At 60.2% G+C, this 21,465-nt stretch carries 14 protein-coding genes; 8 read left to right on the top strand and 6 right to left on the bottom strand.

Going from position 1 to position 21,465, the window contains the following annotated elements; all coding sequences use genetic code 11:
- Positions 1–168 precede the first annotated feature (168 nt).
- From AC1RP7_RS23650 to AC1RP7_RS23640, 3 genes are read left to right on the top strand one after another with little or no spacing between them, the layout of a single operon-like run.
- The gene (locus AC1RP7_RS23650) at positions 169–2,304 is read left to right on the top strand and encodes an FUSC family protein (protein ID WP_489338536.1); all 2,136 of its coding nucleotides are present in this window, start codon (positions 169–171) and stop codon (positions 2,302–2,304) included.
- Positions 2,294–2,494, top strand: a complete 201-nt coding sequence (locus tag AC1RP7_RS23645) for a DUF1656 domain-containing protein (RefSeq protein ID WP_032829912.1) — start codon at positions 2,294–2,296, stop codon at positions 2,492–2,494. The genes AC1RP7_RS23650 and AC1RP7_RS23645 overlap by 11 nt, the downstream gene beginning before the upstream one ends.
- Positions 2,495–2,498: 4 nt before the next feature.
- A complete protein-coding gene (locus AC1RP7_RS23640) occupies positions 2,499–3,446 on the top strand; it encodes an HlyD family secretion protein (protein WP_223502544.1) in 948 nt (315 codons plus the stop codon).
- Positions 3,447–3,659: 213 nt separating this feature from the next.
- Here the strand turns inward: AC1RP7_RS23640 and AC1RP7_RS23635 are convergent, their stop codons facing one another.
- From AC1RP7_RS23635 to AC1RP7_RS23620, 4 genes are all read right to left on the bottom strand, one after another.
- On the bottom strand, positions 3,660–5,081 hold the full coding sequence (locus tag AC1RP7_RS23635; protein ID WP_493180928.1) for an efflux transporter outer membrane subunit: 1,422 nt from the start codon (positions 5,079–5,081) through the stop codon (positions 3,660–3,662).
- Entirely contained in the window at positions 5,081–8,260 is a 3,180-nt protein-coding gene (locus AC1RP7_RS23630; RefSeq protein ID WP_057714780.1) for an efflux RND transporter permease subunit, read from the bottom strand. Before AC1RP7_RS23630 ends, AC1RP7_RS23635 begins: the two co-directional genes overlap by 1 nt.
- A 12-nt stretch (positions 8,261–8,272) precedes the next feature.
- Positions 8,273–9,526 (bottom strand): multidrug efflux RND transporter periplasmic adaptor subunit MexE, encoded by a 1,254-nt coding sequence (mexE, locus tag AC1RP7_RS23625; protein ID WP_057714781.1) that lies wholly within the window; start codon positions 9,524–9,526, stop codon positions 8,273–8,275.
- Positions 9,527–9,843: 317 nt separating this feature from the next.
- On the bottom strand, positions 9,844–10,761 hold the full coding sequence (locus AC1RP7_RS23620) for a LysR family transcriptional regulator (RefSeq protein ID WP_090455287.1): 918 nt from the start codon (positions 10,759–10,761) through the stop codon (positions 9,844–9,846).
- A gap of 270 nt (positions 10,762–11,031) precedes the next feature.
- Here AC1RP7_RS23620 and AC1RP7_RS23615 point away from each other — a divergent pair, with 270 nt between their 5' ends.
- From AC1RP7_RS23615 to pgm, 4 genes are all read left to right on the top strand, one after another.
- Complete coding sequence (locus AC1RP7_RS23615; protein WP_090455285.1) at positions 11,032–12,054, top strand: zinc-dependent alcohol dehydrogenase family protein; 1,023 nt, start codon at positions 11,032–11,034, stop codon at positions 12,052–12,054.
- Between the two features lie 548 nt (positions 12,055–12,602).
- Entirely contained in the window at positions 12,603–14,093 is a 1,491-nt protein-coding gene (locus tag AC1RP7_RS23610) for a hypothetical protein (RefSeq protein ID WP_493180927.1), read from the top strand.
- Between the two features lie 40 nt (positions 14,094–14,133).
- The gene (locus AC1RP7_RS23605; RefSeq protein ID WP_493181018.1) at positions 14,134–15,534 is read left to right on the top strand and encodes an aminotransferase-like domain-containing protein; all 1,401 of its coding nucleotides are present in this window, start codon (positions 14,134–14,136) and stop codon (positions 15,532–15,534) included.
- A 116-nt stretch (positions 15,535–15,650) separates the two neighbouring features.
- On the top strand, positions 15,651–17,297 hold the full coding sequence (gene pgm / locus AC1RP7_RS23600; protein ID WP_218495762.1) for a phosphoglucomutase (alpha-D-glucose-1,6-bisphosphate-dependent): 1,647 nt from the start codon (positions 15,651–15,653) through the stop codon (positions 17,295–17,297).
- A 198-nt stretch (positions 17,298–17,495) separates the two neighbouring features.
- Here pgm and AC1RP7_RS23595 read toward each other — a convergent pair whose 3' ends face one another.
- A complete protein-coding gene (locus AC1RP7_RS23595) occupies positions 17,496–18,191 on the bottom strand; it encodes a pirin family protein (protein ID WP_218495763.1) in 696 nt (231 codons plus the stop codon).
- 279 nt (positions 18,192–18,470) lie between these two features.
- On the opposite strand from AC1RP7_RS23595, the gene AC1RP7_RS23590 reads away from it, so the two are divergent.
- Positions 18,471–20,945: a UvrD-helicase domain-containing protein gene (locus AC1RP7_RS23590; protein ID WP_493180926.1), complete on the top strand. Its 2,475-nt coding sequence runs from the start codon at positions 18,471–18,473 to the stop codon at positions 20,943–20,945.
- Positions 20,946–21,114: 169 nt separating this feature from the next.
- Here the strand turns inward: AC1RP7_RS23590 and AC1RP7_RS23585 are convergent, their stop codons facing one another.
- Positions 21,115–21,387: a DUF1652 domain-containing protein gene (locus tag AC1RP7_RS23585; RefSeq protein ID WP_057716601.1), complete on the bottom strand. Its 273-nt coding sequence runs from the start codon at positions 21,385–21,387 to the stop codon at positions 21,115–21,117.
- Positions 21,388–21,465 lie beyond the last annotated feature (78 nt).

Here is a 21,465-nt window from a genome sequence, read left to right as displayed (position 1 = left end):
TCAGGCCAGGCTTTGAGTCAAACCTTGACGCCGTTCTCGCTCGATTCAAACCGTTGAACAGCCCTTCAGCCGACAATCCACGGGCCGGCAAGCTGCGTCGATGGCAAAACCTCTCGAGGCACCGCAGCAGTGACTACGCTTGCTGGAGGTGTCTCGACGAGTGTTCCCATGCAAGCGTTGTTGCAATACTTCAAGGCGATTTTCAACCCCGGCCCCGGGGTGTTGCTGTTTGCCTTGCGAACCATCGCGGCCGGGTTGTTGACCCTGTACCTGGCGTTTTTGTTCGATCTGGACCAGCCCAAGTGGTCGATCATGGCCGTGGTCATCATCAGCCAGCCACTGGCTGGCATGGTGCTGGCCCGCAGTTTTGGCCAGGTGATCGGCACCACGCTGGGGGCGGCCGTGGCGGTGTTGATCATGGCGATCTTTCCCCAGGCACCGCTGCCGTTCATCACCACCCTGGCGTTGTGGCTGGCGCTGTGCACCGCCGGTGGCACGCTGTTGCGCTACACCAGTTCCGGGGCATTCGTGCTCAGTGGCTACACCGCCGTGGTCATCGCGTTGCTGGCGATTCCCGATCAGGACGGCACCTTTTTGCTGGCAGTGACCCGCCTCACCGAAACCTTGCTGGCGGTTGCCTGCGTGTGCGTGGTCAGCTTGCTCACCGCCAGGCCGGAAGCCGTGGCCCGGGATTACTTCGCCAAAATCGATCAGATCACCCGGTTGCTGGCCACCCATGCCAGCGCCGTCATCCGCACCGAAGAGAGCGAAGCCGAATTCCAGCAGCGGCAAATGCAGCTGCTGGGCCAGATCAGCGGCCTGGAGGGCGTGCGTCGGCACATGTACTACGATGCGCCCCGGTTACGCAGCGCCAACGGCCTGGTGCAACTGCTGGGCAACCAATTGGTGCTATTGACCGCGCGGCTGACCGCCCTGCGCCACCAGCGGCTGTTGTTGACCGAGCGCTGGGAGGGCGAGTTGCCTGAAGAGATTCAACGGCTGCGTGCCGAAGAGCTGGCCTTTCTCGATGAACTGGCGCGGGAGGGGCGTTCGCTGTCCAGTGAAAAGCGCCATCATTTCACATCGCTGCAACAACGCTTTGATGAGCTGGCCTACAGGGCCGAACAATTGACCGAGCCGCTGCCGGCCACCTTGCGTTCGCTGGCCTGGTCGCTGCGCTGGGAGCAGGCGCGGCTGTTGCAGCAGCTTGAGCAGATTCTGGAGCTGAGCGATGCCATCCAGAGCGGGCGCCCCGCCAGCAGCGTGTTTCGCGGGCGGGAAAATCCGCTGCATCTGGACTTCACCCTGGCGACGATGAATGCCGTCCGTGCCTTTTGCGCGCTGTTGATCGCCGGCCTGATCTGGATCGAAACCGGCTGGGACGGTGCGCGAGCCGGGATGGTACTGGTGGGCATCCTTTGCTCGCTGATGTCGACGTTTCCCCGACCGCTACTGGCTGTTCAAAGCTATGCCAGGGGGTTCGGGCTGGCACTGGTGGTCTCGGCGCTCCTTCAGTTCATGTTTGTGCCGATGATCAGCAATTTCGAGATGCTTGCCTTGCTGCTGGCGCCCTTGCTCTACGCCGTAGCGGTGGGGCTGGCCAGTCCACCCACCACAGGTACCGGGATTGGCCTGGGGCTCACGACGTTTTTGTTGCTTGGCCCGTTGAACGTGGGGATTGGTCAAAACACTGCCAGCCAGTGGTTCGAGTTTGCCGGGGCCTATACCTGTGCGACCGTGCTGGCTTTGAGTGTCTATGCGCTGATCTTTCCGTTCAGGCCGGATTTTCGCATGCGCAGGCTCTACAAGGAGAGCTGCGAGCAGGTGTACGCCTTGCTGAAAACCTCGGCGAGCGATGAACAGCAGTTTGCGTTCGAGAGCCGTATGGTTGATCGCCTGACCATGATGTTGGGGCTGCTGCCGGCGACCCGGGAGCCACAATCGCGCGAGCTGTTTCAAGTCAGCCTGGCCTGCATGGCATTGGGTATCGCCTTGAATCAGCTGCGGCAGCAAGGGCAGAACAACGCACTGCTGAGTCCGGATCTGCAACGTCGCCTGTTTTCGACAGTCCGGGAAACGGGCAGGCTGGTTGCCGGTCGGCCCGGGGTCGAAGTGGTGCAGGTGCTTGATAGCCTCCACACCTTGGGCGACGACCTGGATGCCCTGCACACCGATGTTCACGAGCACCTGTGGTCGGTGTTCCGCATGCGTGTGGCGCTGCTGATCGTGGTGTCGTTCGTGGAACGCTATCGCGGCCACTTTCAACCCTCAGGCCTTGAAGGAGACCCTGTCCTTGCCCATTGATCTGGAAGTGGGTGGTGCCTATCTACCCCCGATTGCCCAGGCGCTGCTGCTGGGCTTGCCGATTTTCCTGTTGCTGGACTGGACATTGCGGCGCCTTGGCGTGCTGCAGTTTGTCTGGCACGAGGCGTTGTTCGAAGGCGCGTTGTACGCCTGCGTCTGCGCCACGTTGATTCTGGTCATGGGAGCCTGAAGCCTTGAAGAACATCCTTTCCCGACTCACGACGGTGGCGGTGGTATTGCTGGCCTTCATTCTGGGCTGGTTCGCCTGGGAGCATTACACCCGCGCACCCTGGACCCGGGATGCCCGGGTGCGTGCCGATGTGGTGACCTTGTCCGCCGACGTTTCGGGGCGAATCGTCAGCCTGGCCGTGCAGGACAACCAACATGTGAGCAAGGGCCAGGCGCTGCTGGAGATCGATCCGGCGCGTTACACCCTGGCGGTGGAGCATGCCAGACGCGCGGTGGAGGTGGCGAAAGCCTCACTCGGGCAGGCCCAGGCGGCGATTATCTCCAGCGAAGCATTGCTCAAACAACGTCAGAGCGAGGAGCAGCGCCGGCGCACGCTCAAGGATCGTTCAGCGATTTCCGGCGAAGAGTGGGAGAAAGCCAGCACCGACGTGTCGGTGGCCCAGGCCGACTTGATGCGTAATCAGGCCAGTCTGGTGTTGGCCCAGGCCAACGTGCAACTGGCCATCGCGGCATTGACCCAGTCCGAGCTCGACTTGCAGCGTACCCATGTCGTCTCCCCGGTGACCGGCTATGTCACCAATCTGCTGACCCGGGAGGGTGATTACGCCTCGGCAGGTGGCCCATTGCTTGCGCTGGTGGACAGCGAGTCGTTCTATGTCAGTGGTTACTTCGAAGAAACCAAGTTGCCGCGGATCGGGGAGGGTGACCGGGTCAAGATCGAGTTGATGAGTGGCGAAACGTTCGGCGGCAAAGTGCAGAGTATTGCCTTCGCCATTGCCGACCGGGAAAACCTGCCGGGCGGCCGTCTGCTGGCCAGCATTAACCCCAGCTACACCTGGATCAAATTGGCGCAACGGGTGCCGGTGCGGATCGAGATCGATGCCGACTATGCCGGTAAAGACAAATTGCGCGCCGGGACCACCGCGACGGTGACCGTCCAGGAACACCCCTGATCCCTGTAGGAGCGAGCCCGCTCGCGAGGGTGGTCAACGATGACGCGGGCAGCCTGAATTAGCGCGGTGTTCTTTGGTTTTTCGCGAGCAAGCTCGCTCCTACAAGGGGGATGCATTGCTTTGAAAGGCAAAAAAAAGCCCCGCGACCGAATGAGACGCAGGGCAAGGAAATTGGTTGGTTGCGGCCAACCAAAGGAGCACTTTGAAACTGTATTACTTGCTCGCGACCGTCTCCGGCTGCCAGCCACCACCGAGGGCCTTGTAGATCGCGACGATGCCGCGATACAGGTCAACCTCGGCCTGGGCCTGGGTGTCTTCGGCTGCCAGGCGTTCACGCTGCGCATCAAGCAGTACGAGGAAATCGGACGTGCCTTCGCGGTAGCGGATTTGCGCCAGGTCGGCAGCCGAGCGGCTGGACTCGCTCTGGCGAATCAGCGAGATCAGGCGCTGTTGGCGTTTGCCGTAGTCGCTGAAAGCGTTTTCCGATTCTTCCAGGGCCAGCAACACTTGCTGCTCGTAAGTCGCCAGGGCGCCTTCGGCATCGGCGTCGGCGCCACGTATGCGGGCTTTTACGCTACCCAGGTCAAACGCGGCCCAGGTGATGCTCGGGCCCAGCGCCCAGGCGTTGGCCGCCGAAGAACCAATCTGCGAACCACGCCCAGCAGTCCAGCCGAGGAAGCCGCTGAGGCTGACCCGCGGGAACAGATCCGCCTTGGCCACGCCGATACGCGCGGTGGCCGAGGCCAGTTGGCGTTCGGCACTGCGAATGTCCGGACGGCGTTGCAGCAGTTCACCCGGATCGCCGATCGGCAAGGCCTTGGCAATCGCCGGCAGGTCTTTCGGGCTCAGGTCCACGGTCAGCTTGTCCGGACGTTCACCCAGCAGGGTGGCGATACGGTTTTTCTGCCGAACCTGTTCGGCCTGCAATTGCGGAACGCTGGCTTCGACCGACGCCAGTCGCGCGTCGGCGCGCTCCACATCGAGCTGGTCGCCGACGCCGGCATCACGCAGGCTGATGGTGATCTTGCGCGACTCCTGCTGGTTTTCCAGGTTGGCCAGGGCAATTTTCTCCCGCAACTGCGCGCCGCGCAGTTGCCCGTAGGAGTCCACCAGTTCGGCAATCATGGTGACTTGCAGTTGGTACAGATCGGCCTCGAATGCCTGTTGCTCGGAGTTGGCCGACTCCAGGTTGCGCTGGATGCGACCGAACAAGTCGATTTCCCAGGCCATGTCCAGGCCCAGATCATAGCGTTCGCTGTTGACCCGGTCGGTGGTCTGGCCCGGAATCTGGCCTTTGCCCAGGTCACTGCTGACGCGGCTGGTGATGGTCGGCATGGCGTCGTTGCTGACGTCATCGCGGATCGCCCGCGCCGCTTTCCAGCGGGCGAAGGCGACGCGCAGATCACGGTTGCCTTGCAGGGATTGCGTCACCAACTGGTTGAGGGTCGGGTCTTCGAACTGCTGCCACCAGATGCCTTCGAAACGCGAACGGTCAAAGTTCTTCTGGCCGGCGGCGCCATCGGTGGCGGCCGTGATGTTGGCCGCCTCGGTGGTTGGCGTCTTGTAGTCCGGGCCCACGGCACAGGCACTCAGGGCCAGTACCAGCAGGCTCGGCAGGAAGGCTTTCAAACTCATCAGTGCGACTCCAGCTTCAGGGTGGCCTTGGCAGCTTTGCGTGCCTGGCCGCGCTCGACAAAGTTACGGATCAGTACGTAGAACACCGGCGTCAGCAACAGACCGAAGAAGGTCACCCCAAGCATCCCGGAGAACACCGCGACACCCATGGCGTGGCGCATTTCGGCACCGGCGCCGCTGGAGAACACCAGGGGCACCACACCCATGATGAACGCGAAGGAGGTCATCAGGATCGGCCGCAGACGCAGACGGCACGCTTCCAGGACCGCAGCCAGCGGGCTCAAGCCTTCCTCCTGTTTATCCTTGGCGAACTCGACGATCAGGATCGCGTTCTTGCAGGCAAGCCCCACCAAGACGATCAAACCGATCTGGGTAAAGATGTTGTTGTCACCGCCGGAGGCGATCACACCGGTGATGGCCGACAGCAGGGTCATCGGTACGATCAGGATCACCGCCAGTGGCAGACTCCAGCTTTCGTATTGAGCCGCCAGTACCAGGAACGCCAGCAGCACACAGAGCGGGAACACGAACAGTGCGGTGTTACCGGACAGGATCTGCTGGTAGGTCAGGTCGGTCCATTCGTAGGTCATGCCGTTGGGCAGTTCTTCCTTGAGCAGTTTCTCGATGGCTTTTTCGGCCTGGCCGGAGCTATAGCCGGGGGCTGCCGCACCGTTGATTTCAGCGGTGATGAAGCCGTTGTAGTGCATCACGCGGTCCGGGCCCGAGGTGTCGCTGACCTTGATGAAGGTCGCCAGCGGGATCATCTCGCCCTTGTTGTTACGCACTTTCAGCTGGCCGATCTGGTCGGATTCGAGGCGGAACTGTTGTTCGGCCTGAACGTTGACCTGATAGGTGCGACCAAAGCGGTTGAAGTCGTTGGCATACAGCGAACCCAGGTAGATCTGCAGGGTGTCGAAGATGTCGCTGACGGCCACGCCGTGGGTCTTGGCTTTTTCCCGGTCGATGGCGGCATCGACCTGGGGCACGTTCACGGTGTAGCTGGTGAACAGGCCGGCCAGTTCCGGCACGTTGTGGCTCTTGTTGATGATGTTCATGGTTTCCTTGTACAGCTCTTCGTAGCCCAGGTTGCCCCGGTCTTCGATCTGCAGGCGGAAACCACCGATGGTGCCCAGGCCTTGTACCGGCGGCGGCGGGAAGATCGCCATGTAGGCTTCCTGGATATTCGCGTACTGGCCGTTCAAGGCACCGGCAATCGCACCGGCGGACATGCTCGGGTCTTTACGTTCGTCGAACGGTTTGAGGGTCACGAACACGATGCCGGCGTTCGGACTGTTGGTGAAACCGTTGATCGACAGGCCCGGGAAGGCCACGGCGCTTTCCACGCCGGGCTGTTTCAGCGCCAGCTCGGACATGCGCTTGATCACGTCTTCGGTACGGTCCAGGCTCGAGGCATCCGGCAGTTGCGCGAAGGCCACCAGGTATTGCTTGTCCTGGCCGGGGACGAAACCGGTCGGGGTGCTGGAGAAACCGAAGAAGGTCAGGACCATCAGGCCGGCGTACAGCAGCAGGGCGATACCGCTTGAGCGGATCACGCGGGCAACGGTGCCGACATAACCATGGCTGGCCTTTTCAAAGAAGCGGTTGAACGGACGGAACAACCAGCCACCGAAAATCTTGTCCAGCACCTTGGAGAAACGGTCCTTCGGCGCGTCGTGGCCCTTGAGCAATACCGCGGCCAGCGCCGGCGACAGGGTCAGGGAGTTGAAGGCCGAGATCACCGTGGAAATCGCGATGGTCAGGGCGAACTGTTTGTAGAACTGGCCGGTCAGACCGGAAATGAACGCCGCCGGAACGAATACCGCACACAGCACCAGCGCCGTGGCGATGATCGGGCCGGTTACCTCGCCCATGGCTTTTTTGGTCGCTTCAACCGGGGTCAATCCGAGTTCGATGTTCCGCTCGACGTTCTCCACCACCACGATGGCGTCGTCCACCACGATACCGATCGCCAATACCAGGCCGAACAGCGACAGGGCGTTGAGTGAGAAGCCAAACAGATGCATCACGGCAAAGGTACCGATCAGCGATACCGGCACAGCGACCAGCGGAATGATCGAGGCGCGCCAGGTTTGCAGGAACAGGATCACCACGAGTACCACGAGGATCAGTGCTTCGAAGAGGGTGTGAACCACCGCTTCGATGGAGCCGCGCACGAAGATCGTCGGGTCATAGACGATGCTGAAGTCCATGCCTTCGGGGAAGTTCTTCTTCAGTTCGGCCATTTTCGACCGCACTTCGTTGGAGATTTCGATGGCGTTGGAACCCGGACGCTGGAAGATCGGGATCGCCACCGCCGGCTGGTTGTTCAGCAACGAACGCAGGGCGTACTGGCTGGAGCCCAGCTCGACGCGAGCGATGTCTTTGAGGCGAGTGATTTCACCGTTGTCGCCAGAGCGAATGATGATGTTCTCGAACTCTTCCTCGGAAACCAGACGGCCCTGGGTGTTGACCGACAACTGGAAGGCCGTGGCATTCGGTGCAGGCGGCGCACCCAAGGCACCAGCCGCCACTTGACGGTTCTGCTCACGAATCGCCGTGACCACATCGGTGGCGGTCAGGTTGCGCGAAGCGGTCTTGTTCGGGTCGAGCCAGACACGCAGGGAGTAATCGCCCATGCCAAACAACTGCACATCACCGACACCACCCAGACGCGCCAGCTCATCCTTGATGTTGAGCAAGGCGTAGTTGGACAGGTAGAGCATGTCGTAGCGTTTGTCTGGCGAGGTCAAGTGCACAACCATGGTCAGGTCGGGCGAAGCCTTGTCCACGGTGATACCGATGCGCGTCACTTCCTCGGGAAGTTTTGGCTCGGTCCGCGTCACACGGTTCTGCACCTGCACCTGTGCGTTGTCCAGGTCAGTGCCCAGCGCAAAGGTGATGGTCAGGGTGATCTTGCCGTCAGCGGTGGACTGCGAGGACATGTACAGCATGTTCTCGACACCGGTGATGGCTTGCTCCAGTGGAGCGGCCACGGTTTCACCGATGACTTTTGGGTTGGCACCCGGGAAGTTGGCACGAACCACAACGGTCGGCGGTACCACTTCCGGGTATTCGCTGATCGGCAGCTGGAACAGCGAGATGGCGCCGGCGATCAGGATCAGCAGCGAAAGTACCGCTGCAAAGATCGGCCGTGAAATGAAGAATTGGGAAAAATTCATCGTAAAAATCCCTTAACCGCGTGGGGTCGTGGCGGCCAGTTTCACAGCCGTGCCCGGCGCAACCCTGGCAGGCGCGACTTGGGGCAGGTTGCTGGCTTCCAGCGCTTGGCGTTGTTGTGCGAGTGCCGCGAGGGTTTGTTCGCTGGCCATCGGAATCACTTCAGGGGTGACCGGTGAGCCAGGGCGCACCCGTTGCAGGCCCTTGACGATGATGGTGTCGTCCTTATTCAGGCCATTGCGCACGATGCGCAGACCTTCGATCTTCGGACCCAGCTCCACCGCGCGGTAGGCGGTCTTGTTGTCGGCATCCATCACCAGCACGAACTTCTTGCCCAGGTCGGTGCCGACCGCTTCGTCATTGATCAGCATGGCGCTGTAAGTGCCGCTGCCCACCAGTTTCAGGCGTGCATACAGGCCCGGGGTGTAGCTGCCATCGCTGTTGTCGAACACGGCGCGCCCACGAATGGTGCCGGTCTTCGGGTTGACCTGGTTGTCGACGAAGTTCATCACGCCCTGGTGCGGGTTGCCGTCCTCGTTGGACAGGCCCATGTAGACCGGGGTGGTGGCGCCGCGCTTGCCCTGGCGAGCGAGCTCGGTGTACTTGAGGAACACACGTTCGTCCGCGTCGAAATAGGCGTACACCTTGTCAGTAGAGACCACGCTGGTCAGCGGGGTGGTGTCGGCAGTCACCAGGTTGCCGGCGGTGATTTCCGCACGGCTGACGCGGCCGCTGATTGGAGCAGTCACACGAGTAAAGCTCAGGTTCAGCCTGGCCAGATCCAGCTGCGCTTGCAGGGCGCCGACCGCGGCGCGGGCTTCCTGGGCGGCGCTGGTCCGCGAGTCGGCCAGTTCGGCGGAAATCGCGTTGCTGGTGCGCAGGCGCTCACCGCGTTGGGCTTCGTTTTCGCTGCGGGTGGCATTGGCGCGCGATTGTGCAACCAGTGCTTCAAGGCGGCGGACCTCAGCCTGGAACGGACGCGGGTCGATCTGGAACAGCAGGTCGCCTTTCTTGACCAGGGCGCCTTCTGTGAACGCCACTTCATCGATCTGGCCGGAGACCCGTGGACGAATCTCGACGGTTTCCGGCGCTTCGAGACGGCCGGTGAACTCGTCCCATTCGTTGACCGGCTGTTCCAGCACCTTGGCCACGCTGACCTTGGCCGCTGGCATGCTGGCGGCGGTTTCCGGGGCCTTGCCGCAAGCGCTGATCACCACTACGGCCAACAAAGCCAACGGGAAGCGCAAATGTTTGAGTGACTGTTCCATGGATGCATCCGCCAATGTGTTGAGATTGGCGAATGATGCGCGGCGGGTTTGTATCTCACGAATCGAATGGGGCGAAGGTAACTATCATCCGGAATGATATAAGACCCAAGCCAGCCCTCTAGCCTGCGCCTTGTGTTCGGTCGTCATCAACTGGATTGATGACAATTGTGTGTTGCATTGGATGCAATAGTCAGATCTGGAACCGTGTCGCGGCCATCGCGAGCAAGCTCGCTCCCACAGGGATCTTCGTCGTTCCCAGATCCCTGTGGGAGCGGGCTTGCCCGCGAAGAGGCCGGCAGCCTTCTACACAATCCGGATCAGGCCAAGCTATCCGGATCCCCGAAAAACATCTGAATCCGCGACCGCAACCAGCGCTCCCCCGGATCATTATCCTGGGACCCGCGCCACGCCATGTGCAACTCGAAACTGCGCACCGGCAACGGCGGATCTTCGGCCCGCACACCGCCAGCGGCAGTCAGCGCATCGGCCGTGTAGTCCGGCACCGTCGCGACGATGTCGGTGCCCGCGAGCAGGGTGCTCAACCCGTTGAACTGCGGAACGGCGAGCACCACATGCCGTTTGCGCCCGAGCTTTTCCAGCTCTTCATCGATGAAGCCGCTGAGGTCGCCGGCGAACGACACCAGTGCATGGGGGCGAGCGCAGTAATCATCCAGGCTCAACGGCCCCGGCACGGTGTCGGCGCGCAACAGCTTCGGTTGGCTGCGACGCAGTACCTTGCGTTTGGCGTTGGCCGGCAGGTCGGTGGTGTAACTGACACCGATGGATATCTCACCGGATGCCAGCAACCCCGGCATCAGGATGTAGTTGACCCGACGTACCACCAGCACAATCCCCGGGGATTCGGCACGCAGGCGCTTGAGCAGCATTGGCAGCAAGGCGAACTCGACGTCGTCCGAAAGGCCGATGCGGAACACGGCGGTACTTGTGGCAGGATCGAACTCGGCCGCACGGCTGACGGCGGTGGAAATCGAATCCAGTGCCGGGGAGAGCAGGGCGAAGATCTCGACCGCCCTGGCGGACGGCTCCATGCTGCGGCCGGTACGCACAAACAAAGGATCATCGAACAGGCCGCGCAGGCGCGAGAGCGCCGCACTGATGGCTGGCTGGCCGAGGAACAGTTTTTCCGCAGCACGGGTCACGCTGCGTTCGTGCATCAATGTTTCGAAAACGATCAACAGGTTCAGGTCGACACGACGCAGGTCATTACGATTCATCTGGAGTCCTGGCAGAGTCAGCAAGCTTGACGTGGGCGGCCATATGAGAACAATGGCCAGCAGGAATATTACGGGGAAAGACTGGTACTCTGCACCGGGTAATTCAGTTTTTCCTACATAGGCTGCTTCGGTTTCTTACGACATTTGACGATGTTGCCGCCGCTGCGGAATCAATGACAGGCATGTCGACTATTAATAGCCACAGATAGTGTTGGGTTGAAAGCCCGGCTAGAGTTCATGGCATTAGAGGTTTATTTGGCGAGGTTTGCGATGTCCCGCACGATACGTTTTCACAAGTTTGGTCCAGCCGAGGTGCTCAAATGCGAAGAGCATGCGACGGCTCTGCCTGCACCGGGCGAAGTGCAGGTGCGCGTCGAGGCGATCGGCATCAGTTGGTATGACACTCTCTGGCGTCAGAACCTGGCCCCGTCCCATGCCCGACTGCCTTCAGGCCTTGGCCAGGAGATGGCCGGTATCGTCACCGCTGTCGGTGATGGCGTCGATGACCTGGAGGTCGGTGACAAGGTCGCCAGCTTTCCGGCCCAAAGCCCGAACGACTATCCGGTCTACGGCGAGCAGATCGTTCTGCCGCGCTCGGCAGTCACCCGTTATCCGGATGTGCTTACCCCGATTGAAGCGAGCGTGCACTACACGCCGTTGTTGATCGCCTATTTCGCTTATGCCGATCTGGCACGGGTCAAGCCCGGGCAATTTGTTCTGGTGACTGACGCGAGTCATTGCGCCGGACCTTCGTTCGTACAACTGGGCAAGGCCTTGGGTGTTCGAGTGATCGCCGCGACCAAGACCGAGGAGGAACGTGAATACCTGTTGTCGCTGGGTGCCGAGAAAGTGATCGTCACCGAGGAAGAAGATCTGCTGATGCGGATCAACAAAATCACCGATAACCGTGGCGTAGATGTGGTGTTCGATGGTTTGGGCGGTCCGCAGATGTCGTTGCTGGGCGATGTGCTGGCGCCTCGCGGCAGCCTGGTGCTGTACGGCCTGCAAGGTGGCAACCAGACACCTTTCCCGGCCTGCGCAGCGTTCCAGAAGAACATTCAGTTCTTCGTGCACTGCATCGGCAACTTCACGGGCAAGCCGGAACTGGGCATCACCCAGGACCAGGCCGCACTGCAACGTGCCTTGCGCGACATCAACCAGCTGACCGCTGACCGCGTTCTGCTGCCGCTCAAGACTCGGGTCTTCCCGTTTGCCGAGTTTGTCGAAGCACACCGCTACATGGACGAATGCCCGTGTCGCGAACGGGTCGCGCTGCAGGTCGAGCCGGCGTAGCACTTACAGTCCTCCCAAGAGTCCGTGCCCACACGGACTCTTTCGTTTGAGCCCCCCGAAAGCCGTCGATCAGCAGGCCGGTCCAGCAACTGAACTGGTTTTTGCCCGTAATCTGTAGCTTCTAATCAGCCACTAAGCCCTGATAATTGAATGATTACTTTCATCTCAAGGAATGAGTCATGGCCGGGTGTCAGGCTGAAACTTTTCAATGTGCGCCATCGGTGCAAATCTCCAAATTAGTTGGCCGTTGGCTAGTTGGCAAAAAGACAGCTGCAACTTCCTTCCTTATTTCTTGTATTAAGTGTCTGTGGGACTTTGTCAGATATTTCCTAGGACTCCGGTTTCAAATCAGCAAACCCTTGCCAGCAGGGCGCTCCAGCCTCACCTCTGTCGTTAAGTCGAGGGGGTGTTGCGATCGTTTCAAATGATTTCAAGAAAATTCAAGTGTTAGCATTTGGCAATAAAGTCCATGACTCCATTCGCGCCGACAGTCCAACGGGATTTGCTGTCTGCACGATATTGAACTTACGAGTATCAGGTAAATAAAGATGACCAGCATCCATGACCAAGCGATGAACTATGTCTATCAACAAGTGCTGCAGCGATTGCTGGGTTTTTTCTCCCGTGCCGAACGCACTGCATTGCAATTGTTGATTCAGCGCCTGGCAGTAGCGGCCGGGGGCATGGAGCACATTGGCGATTACAAGGTGTTGGCGATCCAGTCCGGGGCTCGTGACAACTGCTACACCCTGGCTTTGTTGCGTGCTGCACAGTTGACCATCGCCACGCGGACACCGGCGACATTCCAGTTGCGCATCGCCTCGTTACGGTTGAACGGCACAAGCGGCGCGGCCGTGGAAAACATGCACAGGACCAACAGCGCATTGTTTGTCTATGACGATCCCCGGGTCGAGGTACTGATGGTCGATGATCGGGAAGTCTTGCCGTTCAACCACCTGACGCCGATCTCCGACGCCGGCCGCGAGTCCAGCCGCCTGAACCTGCTGCTGATCGGCCATCGCCGGGAGTGGCGCGGCGGGTTCGACCTTTGGGATGACGGTTATCTGGCCACGGGAGAGTTCTACGGACAAATCGCTCGCTGGGACGGCGGTGTCGACGCCTTGCTCATCAGTGACACGCCACGTCAGCAAAAGCAGTTCATCGACGGCTTGAGGCGCGCCGCCACCAAGGCAGGGCTCGAGCCTTCGCCTGCGGGCGAGCCGGGCTATGCTGGGTTGTTTGCATTGCTCGATGAACTGGGCAGCGACTGTTATCACGGGTTCTACGCCGATTACGGCCAGGCCCGGTGGCGTCCGCAAGAGCGCTTCGAAACCTGCCGTCGTACGGCCTGCATCGACATTCACGACCTGCTGGTCAGCAACCTGGAAGAGCGTTGGCCATTGTTGACGGAGTTTCTCGGCTTCCAGCCTGACGAACTGTCCGCGCAGATCAGCGACAACGAATTCGTCAGCCCGTCGATCACGGCGCACGTCCGAGGGTTGCATGCGTGCTTCGTGCAGAATCGCAATTACGAATCCGGTGTTGCGCAATACCTGCAACGGGCCTTGGTGATGATGCGCCGCAAGCACTTGCCCGAGCGATTGTGCGAGCAGGCCATCGAGGTCTTCGGCAATCCGGCGACACTGGTCGAACTGCGCGCCCGAGCGGCGGCCGAGGCACAAAAGAATCTGGGCCTGAGCGAAGCACAACTGGTGTGCCTGCTGTTTGCGCCCTTTACCGAAAAAGGTGCGGGGCTCGAGCGTTTTCTGCGTCAGTGCCATCCGGGCATGCTGGTGGCCATGCCCGAGTTGCACAAGGCCATGCAGGGGCACCCGGTCGCCGAACAGATCATGCAATGGATGATTGATGTCAGCGGATTGCCCGTCAGCCTGATTGGCCAGCTTTACCGCATGGAGTGGACGCCCGCAGACGCTGGCGGGGCGGCTGAAGCAATCATCCCAAGGGCCGTGTCGCAAAATGCGCTGGACGATCCTGATGCTGACAGCACGTTGGTGGATGAATGGTCAGCGGGTCACTGAACGTGGGCGGATTTTCAGTCAATGCAAATGGCCTTCGCCGATGAAAGGTCCACGGGAAACGGATTTCGCCTATCAAGCGGTTTATCGATACCTGGTCAGCCTGATCAACGAGTCTGAAGGGGATTCGCGCATCCGGCTGCCGTCGCTGCGGCACCTGGCTGAGCGTCTGAATGTGTCGATCTCGACCATTCAGTACGCCTATTCGCTGCTGGAGAAAGAAGGGCGGGTGTATTCGGTGGCCAAGTCCGGTTACTACGCATTGCCAGTGTCCGCAATCAACCTGCAGGACAGCGGGAGCGACTTGCTGGAAGCGGTCTACGTCAATGCCAGGCGCCCGGGGATGCTGGTCCTGAGCGCCGATGAACCGGCGTTATTGCAGCCACTGGACAGTCCTTTGTTGCTGCTGGAGCGGGAGTTGCTGCGCCAGTATCCCCGCCAGCCGCAGTCGCCTTCGCAACCCTGCGGCGAACTCGAATTGCGCGCCGCCCTGGCAGCACGCTACACCACGTCTCCCATGCGTTACTGGCACGCCGATGATGTCTACATCGGCGCCGACCTGCGCGGTGTACTGGAAATCCTGATCGCCGTGCTGGGCTTGAAAGACGCCACGGTGGTGGTCGAATCGCCGTGCGACTGGACGATCCTGCGTTTGTTTCAAGCCGCCTGCGTGCGGGTGATCGAGTTGCCCGTGCAAGCCGATGCCTGTCTGGATCCGGTACGTCTTGAAATGCTGCTCGATACCGAACCGGTAAGGCTGGTGATGCTGTCATCGGCCCTGAACATGCCCCGTGGCAGTCTGGCGCCTGACCACAACAGACAGGCCATTGCCCGGCTGCTGGCCGCGCATGACAGTTGGGTGCTGGAAAACGACTGTTATGGCGAACTCGGATTCGATCTGGGCACCCTGCGCTTTCGAGACTTGCTGGACCCTGAACGGCTGATGGTGTTTTCCACGTTCGAGAAAGTCATCGGACCTGAAGCGCCCTACGGTTTTTTGCTTTCAAGGCATTTGAGCGCCGAGTTGCAACGGCACTTTCTGCTGCGGTCCTTCCGACTCTCGCCGATACGCCAGAAAGCCATTGCCCGTTTGTATAGCAGCGGTCGCATTGACCAACACCTGCTGGTGCTGCGGCGGCTGCTCAATGACCGCAAGAATCAAATGACCCTGTTGTTACAGGAGCGATTGGGTGATGCCTTGCATTTCGTCGAGCCGCAAGGGGGTGCAACGATCTGGATGCGCTCGTTGCGTCGGGTCAATGTCCGTCGTGTGTTCCAGCGCCTGCTGGCGCATCAGGTGGTCATCGCACCAGGCGAGTTGTTCAGCCTCCACGGTCTGCACGGACAGCATCTGCGCCTGAGCCATACCTTCGGCGGCGATCACAATCTGGCGGCCGCGCTGGGATTGCTGGGGGATGCGCTGCGCCTGGAATCAATCGAGTGAGTGAGTGAGACAAAAAATAACAACCTCCACTGTGCGGATCGATCCCATCGCCTTGCGGTCAAACTGCCAGTAAACTGCGACCCAATTCCTGAACCACTCTATTCCAGAGGTTTTGCATGACACTCAGTCCTTTTGCGGGTAAACCGGCACCGGCACAATTGTTGGTCGACATCCCGCGACTGGTAACGGCCTATTACACCGGCCAGCCTGATGCCGCGATTTCCACCCAGCGCGTTGCCTTCGGCACGTCGGGGCACCGTGGCAGCTCGTTCGACTTGAGTTTCAATGAATGGCACGTGCTGGCGATCAGCCAGGCGATCTGCCTGTACCGCGAAGCTCAAGGCATCGATGGCCCGCTGTTTGTCGGTATCGACACCCACGCGCTGTCCACGCCGGCCGGCGCCAGTGCCCTCGAGGTACTTGCAGCCAACGGCGTGACCGTGATGATCGCCGAAGGTGACGAGTACACGCCGACACCGGCCATTTCCCATGCGATTCTCTGCTACAACCGTGGACGCACCACTGGCCTGGCGGACGGCATTGTCATCACGCCGTCCCACAACCCGCCGCAAAGCGGTGGCTACAAGTACAACCCAACCAACGGTGGCCCGGCCGATACCCACATCACCAAGTGGATCGAAGCCAAGGCCAACGAACTGCTGGCCAACAAGCTCGCTGGCGTCAAGCGCATCAGCTACGAGCAGGCACTTAAGGCCAGCACTACCCATCGTCACGATTACCTCAACACCTATGTCGCCGACCTGATCAACGTGATCGACTTCGACGCGATCCGCGATGCCAAGCTGCGCCTGGGTGTCGATCCACTGGGTGGAGCAGGGGTGCGCTACTGGTCGGCGATTGCCGAGCATTACCGCCTGGACCTGGACGTGGTGAACAAAGAGGTCGACCCGACCTTCCGCTTCATGACCGTCGACTGGGACGGCCAGATCCGCATGGACCCATCGTCCAGCCACGCCATGCAAGGCCTGATCGGCCTGAAAGAGCGCTTCGACGTGGCGTTTGCCTGCGATCCGGACCACGACCGCCATGGCATCGTCACGCCGTCCGGTGGCTTGCTGGCACCGAACAACTACCTCGCCGTTGCCATCGACTACCTGTTCCAGAATCGTCCGCAATGGCGCGCCGATGCCGCCGTGGGTAAAACCGTGGTCAGCAGCGGCCTGATCGATCGCGTGGCCAAGCGCCTGGGTCGTCGCCTGTACGAAGTGCCGGTGGGTTTCAAATGGTTTGCCGACGGCCTGTTCGATGGCTCCCTGGGTTTCGGCGGCGAAGAAAGCGCCGGTGCCTCGTTCCTGCGCAAGGACGGCGGTGTCTGGAGTACCGACAAGGACGGTTTGATTCCGGCCCTGCTGGCCGCCGAGATGACGGCCCGGACTGGTCGCGACCCGAGTCAGGCGTATCGCGCCTTGACCGATGAACTGGGTGAGCCGTTCTCGGTACGGGTCGACGCCAAGGCCAATCCGGAGCAGAAAGCGCTGCTGAGCAAGCTGTCGCCGCAACAGGTCACCTCGACTCAACTGGCCGGTGAGCCGATCCAGAGCATCCTCAGCCACGCACCGGGCAATGACCAGGCCATTGGTGGTCTCAAGGTCATGACCGAGAACGGCTGGTTTGCGGCGCGTCCGTCGGGCACGGAAGACATCTACAAGATCTACGCCGAAAGCTTTGTCAGCGACGACCACCTCAAGCAACTGGTGGCCGAGGCGCAAACGCTGGTGGATGGTGCCATTTCCGCAAAATAAACGGCGTAATTCCCACTGGAGTTGCATATAACCCTGTGGGAGCGAGCTTGCTCGCGATAGCGGACTGTCAGTCAAAATCAATGTTGGATGCCAGGCCGTCATCGCGAGCAAGCTCGCTCCCACAGGGGTTGGCTGCAGCCACTTAAAGGGGGTGACCAATGCGGTCGCCCCTTTTTATTTGCGATTGCGCTCAGCGAATCAAGCCAGATCCACCAGAACAATCTCGCTGTCCTCGATGGCCGTCACCCGCAGCACCTGCTCATCGGCAACGGCTACGCCGTCTCGAGCTTGTGCGCGCAAGCCATTGACCTCAATGACACCCGTGGCCGGTACCAGGTAGGCGCGACGACCGTTGTCCAGGTGATACTCGGCGGATTCGCCGGCCTTGAGGTTCGCGGCTACCAGCCGGGCATCGGCCCGAATGCGCAGGCTCTGATCGTCGCCTTCCTTGCCGCTGGCCAGGGTGACAAAACCTTCGCGGTTACCTTTCGGGAACGGCTTGGCGCCCCAGGACGGCGCCAGGCCGGACTCGTTCGGGATGATCCAGATCTGGAAAATCCTGGTCGGCGTCGCTTCCAGGTTGTACTCGCTGTGGGCGATCCCGGTACCGGCGCTCATGACCTGGACGTCACCCGCTTCGGTGCGCCCCTTGTTGCCAAGGTTGTCCTGGTGGGTAATGGCGCCTTCGCGGACATAGGTGATGATTTCCATGTCGCGGTGCGGGTGTTGCGGGAAACCGGTGCCGGGCTCGATCACGTCGTCATTCCAGACCCGCAGGTTGCCCCAGTTCATGCGCTTGGGATCGTAGTATTCGGCGAACGAAAAATGGTGGTGGGCATCCAACCAGCCGTGGTGAGCACCGCCGAGCGAGTTGAAAGGTCTGAGTTCAAGCATGATCGTCTCCAGAAAAGGTTCGTCATGGGGCGAAACGCCTGGGCCACGAAGCGAGACCGGTGAGTGATGACGGCCATCATCCAACAGGCAACAATCGATAAAAAGCGTAAAAAATGCAGCATTCCTATCGAATGGATTGATATGAAATAACTTCCAAAGTTTCTCATCCAACCTTCACTTCATCGCATAAGCCAATGAGTCATAAGCAATTCACTAGAACTCAACGGCAAATGCAGACACCATAGCGCTCAACAGCCTCACACCCTGGAGTCAGTCCGCGTGCCGCAACACACCCCCGATCTCCCTCCCGAACTTCGCCCCTTGGCCGAGATGCCGCTGATCAAGCGATTGCTTGCCCGATTCTTCGGCTACAGCCTGACCCGCCTGCACGCACAGCATCGGGCGTCGTGGTTGCATGGCCAGGCCGACGGTTTTCGCAGTGGTCACAGCGCCGGGGTCGATTACGGCTACAGGGAAGGCAAGCTCGAGGGGCTGGAGGAGGGCCGGCAGGTTCTGCTGATCCGCGACTCGCGCTGCACTGAACACCGACCACCGAATGTCGATGACCTGTTGTTCGACGACTGGCGCCTGCCGTTGAGCGCCGAGCTGAAGAAGCGCATGAAGGCCGATGTCGCCCGCTTGTTGCCGGCCCATGCCCAACCCAGTGCCGCACAGTGGAAAATGATCTTCAGCGACACCCCGTCCACCTCGGTGATCGCGGGGGCCGGTGCGGGCAAATCGACCACGCTGGTGCTGCGTATCCTGCTGCTGACCCATTACCTGGGCTTCGAGCTGAGTTCGATGACGGTGGTGACCTTCACCCGCGAGTCGCGCAAGGACTTCATCAACAAGCTGATCGAACTGTTTGCGCTCTGGGGCCGCGGGATCAGTTTCAAGGAGGCGCGGGATCTGGTACGCACCTTTCACTCGCGGATCCTGCCGATGGTGCGCAGCCTTCCGGGTTTCGAGCGTTTGCAGGCTTTCGAGAACCTCAGCCTGCGGGCTGCACAGGGGGACGAGGAGGTCGACAGCAATCCGTTCGATCTGCGCATCAACGACGCCCAACGCCAACAGCTCAACGCCTGCTATCACCGTCTGCACCGTGACGATGAGCGTTTTCGCGAGTTGATCAAGCCATTGTCCCGGCATGCGCTGCAACTCAAGGAGCTGGAGCGCGATCACCCGGATGTGCAAAAACGCATGGGCGTTACCGAGCTTGCGGCCAAGCGCGACGAGGAGCTGTGCGACGCCATCGAGGACCTGTGGTTTCGCGCCGGTGCCTGGCCTATCAAGGGCATCGAACCGAATCGCCAGTCGTTCGATATCAATGGTTCGACATTCCATTGTCACGGCTACATCCCGTCGCTGGATGCCTGGGTGGTGTTGGGGTTCGATCCTCGGGAGAACCCGCAGGTGACGCGACCAAACGCCAAGCTGTCGGTGCGCGCAGAGTGGGCAGTAAAGCGCACCCTGTTTCAAGCTTTCTGTCGTAAGCCATTGATATGGCTAGATAGTTACGAATCATCAAAACGTGTTCTGGCCTCGCTCGCCGGTGATGCCAGCGCCGGGCCGGGTTTCGATTACAAGGTCAAGGGCGAGCTCGCTTCAGCGCCACTGCTCGATTGTTTTGTCGCCGCCGCCGGGTTCATCGAAAACCTCGGGCTGGACGTGCCGGGCGCCGTGGCCCGGATGAGTTTCGCCAAGGACGATCCCGACCGGTTCTTCTTTGAAGCCTTGAGTCTGTACTGGCGGGCGCTGGAAGATCATTTGCTGGATCAGAAGCCGCCGATCATGACCTACAACCGAATGTTCGCCCTGTTCAGCGAACATTCGCCGGAGAATTTCAAACTGCTCGGCGATGAGCTGCTGCGGCCGCTGTCACACCTGATGATCGACGAATTCCAGGATGTCTCGCCGCAGATCGTCTCCTGGATCAGGGCCAGCCTGGCAGAGATCCGCAGTCGCGGACCGGCCATGCACGTCGGGCGCGCAGCCCAGCGTTCCTCGTTGCTCTGTGTGGGCGATGACTGGCAGTCCATCTATGGTTGGCGCGGCAGTTCGCCGACCTACTTCATGGAGTTCAACAAGGAGTTCCCGTCGCCGAGCACCACCAAGGTCATGCTCAGCGACAACTACCGCAGCCACCAGCACATCATCGATGCCGCCGAGCACATCGTGCGCGCAGCACCGGCGATTGCCGGGAAGAAAGCCAAGGCCAGCGGTGAACCCAAGGCATTGCTGCCGGTGAACGTCCTTGATCGTGATGACCAGGGCATGGCCAAACGCCTGATGGAGCATTACCGAAAGGGCGATTCGATCTTGATGCTTTATCGAAAAAGTAGCGATAAGTCATTGATAGAAGAGCATATTCAATCAGTACTTAATGTTGATTCCAGCTTGCCGTATGAGGCTCGCAGGCTCAAGCAGTTGACGTATCACAGCGCCAAGGGCCTCCAGGCCGATGCGGTGTTTTTGCTGGGCGACTGCCAGCACCTGACCAGTTCACCTTACAAAAATCAGGTTTACCGGATGGCGGGCCTGGGTAAGGCCGGCGACAGCGAGCCCTATGACAATGCCCAGAAGGACGAGATCCTGCGGTTGGCCTACGTGGGTATTACCCGCGCTGTCAGCCATTGCTACTGGTACGTCGACGCACAAGACACCCAGGCCGCGAACATGCCCAAGGCCTCCGACCGGATCGGCAAGGGCAAAGCGTTTTTTGTCGACCATCGTAAAAGCCAAATCACCGCCTGACTCTGTAGGTGTAGGAGCGAGCTTGCTCGCGATGGATTCAAGAGCGCCGTGGTTAGCCAGTAAATACGCGTTATCGTTAACGACCATCGCGAGCAAGCTCGCTCCTACAGGTACAGGGAAGCGTTCAACAAAAAGCCCACATAAAGTGGGCCTTTTAACAGTTGAGCCTTCAGGCATAACTCTTGAAGGCCTCCGGTGGGATGAAGGCTTCAAGCTCGTCCTCCACCGCTTCGATTATTCGTTCTACATCCGCGGCATTCATGACGGTGGCGCACGGAATACCGGCAATGGCGATCATGGTCTCGCCAGTGGCACGATCAAAAAGACGGGCAATCATACTGCCCGGCGCGTCCATGCTCGCCTCGAAACCCATGGGATGAAAATGCCAGCGCATCAGCTGGCAGGCGTTTGGAAACGTAACCTTGCTGAACCCTTTATTCATGTGTTGCCCGCCTTCATTATCGAGCGCGTCCGTTAGCTCATGGTAGGAGGGAAGAACCTTCATTGGTTCAACCAGTGA

It is taken from the genome of Pseudomonas sp. GW822-FHT01E03 (genome assembly GCF_058802985.1).
This window is presented reverse-complemented; position numbering and strand designations above follow the sequence as displayed.

Excerpts from the sequence above, each read along its gene's own strand:
- AC1RP7_RS23650 (WP_489338536.1), top strand. The coding sequence starts at position 169 with ATGCAAGCGTTGTTGCAATACTTCAAGGCGATTTTCAACCCCGGCCCC.
- AC1RP7_RS23635 (WP_493180928.1), bottom strand. The coding sequence starts at position 5,081 with ATGAGTTTGAAAGCCTTCCTGCCGAGCCTGCTGGTACTGGCCCTGAGT.
- AC1RP7_RS23630 (WP_057714780.1), bottom strand. The coding sequence starts at position 8,260 with ATGAATTTTTCCCAATTCTTCATTTCACGGCCGATCTTTGCAGCGGTA.
- mexE (WP_057714781.1), bottom strand. The coding sequence starts at position 9,526 with ATGGAACAGTCACTCAAACATTTGCGCTTCCCGTTGGCTTTGTTGGCC.
- AC1RP7_RS23620 (WP_090455287.1), bottom strand. The coding sequence starts at position 10,761 with ATGAATCGTAATGACCTGCGTCGTGTCGACCTGAACCTGTTGATCGTT.
- AC1RP7_RS23615 (WP_090455285.1), top strand. The coding sequence starts at position 11,032 with ATGTCCCGCACGATACGTTTTCACAAGTTTGGTCCAGCCGAGGTGCTC.
- AC1RP7_RS23610 (WP_493180927.1), top strand. The coding sequence starts at position 12,603 with ATGACCAGCATCCATGACCAAGCGATGAACTATGTCTATCAACAAGTG.
- AC1RP7_RS23605 (WP_493181018.1), top strand. The coding sequence starts at position 14,134 with ATGAAAGGTCCACGGGAAACGGATTTCGCCTATCAAGCGGTTTATCGA.
- pgm (WP_218495762.1), top strand. The coding sequence starts at position 15,651 with ATGACACTCAGTCCTTTTGCGGGTAAACCGGCACCGGCACAATTGTTG.
- AC1RP7_RS23595 (WP_218495763.1), bottom strand. The coding sequence starts at position 18,191 with ATGCTTGAACTCAGACCTTTCAACTCGCTCGGCGGTGCTCACCACGGC.
- AC1RP7_RS23585 (WP_057716601.1), bottom strand. The coding sequence starts at position 21,387 with ATGAATAAAGGGTTCAGCAAGGTTACGTTTCCAAACGCCTGCCAGCTG.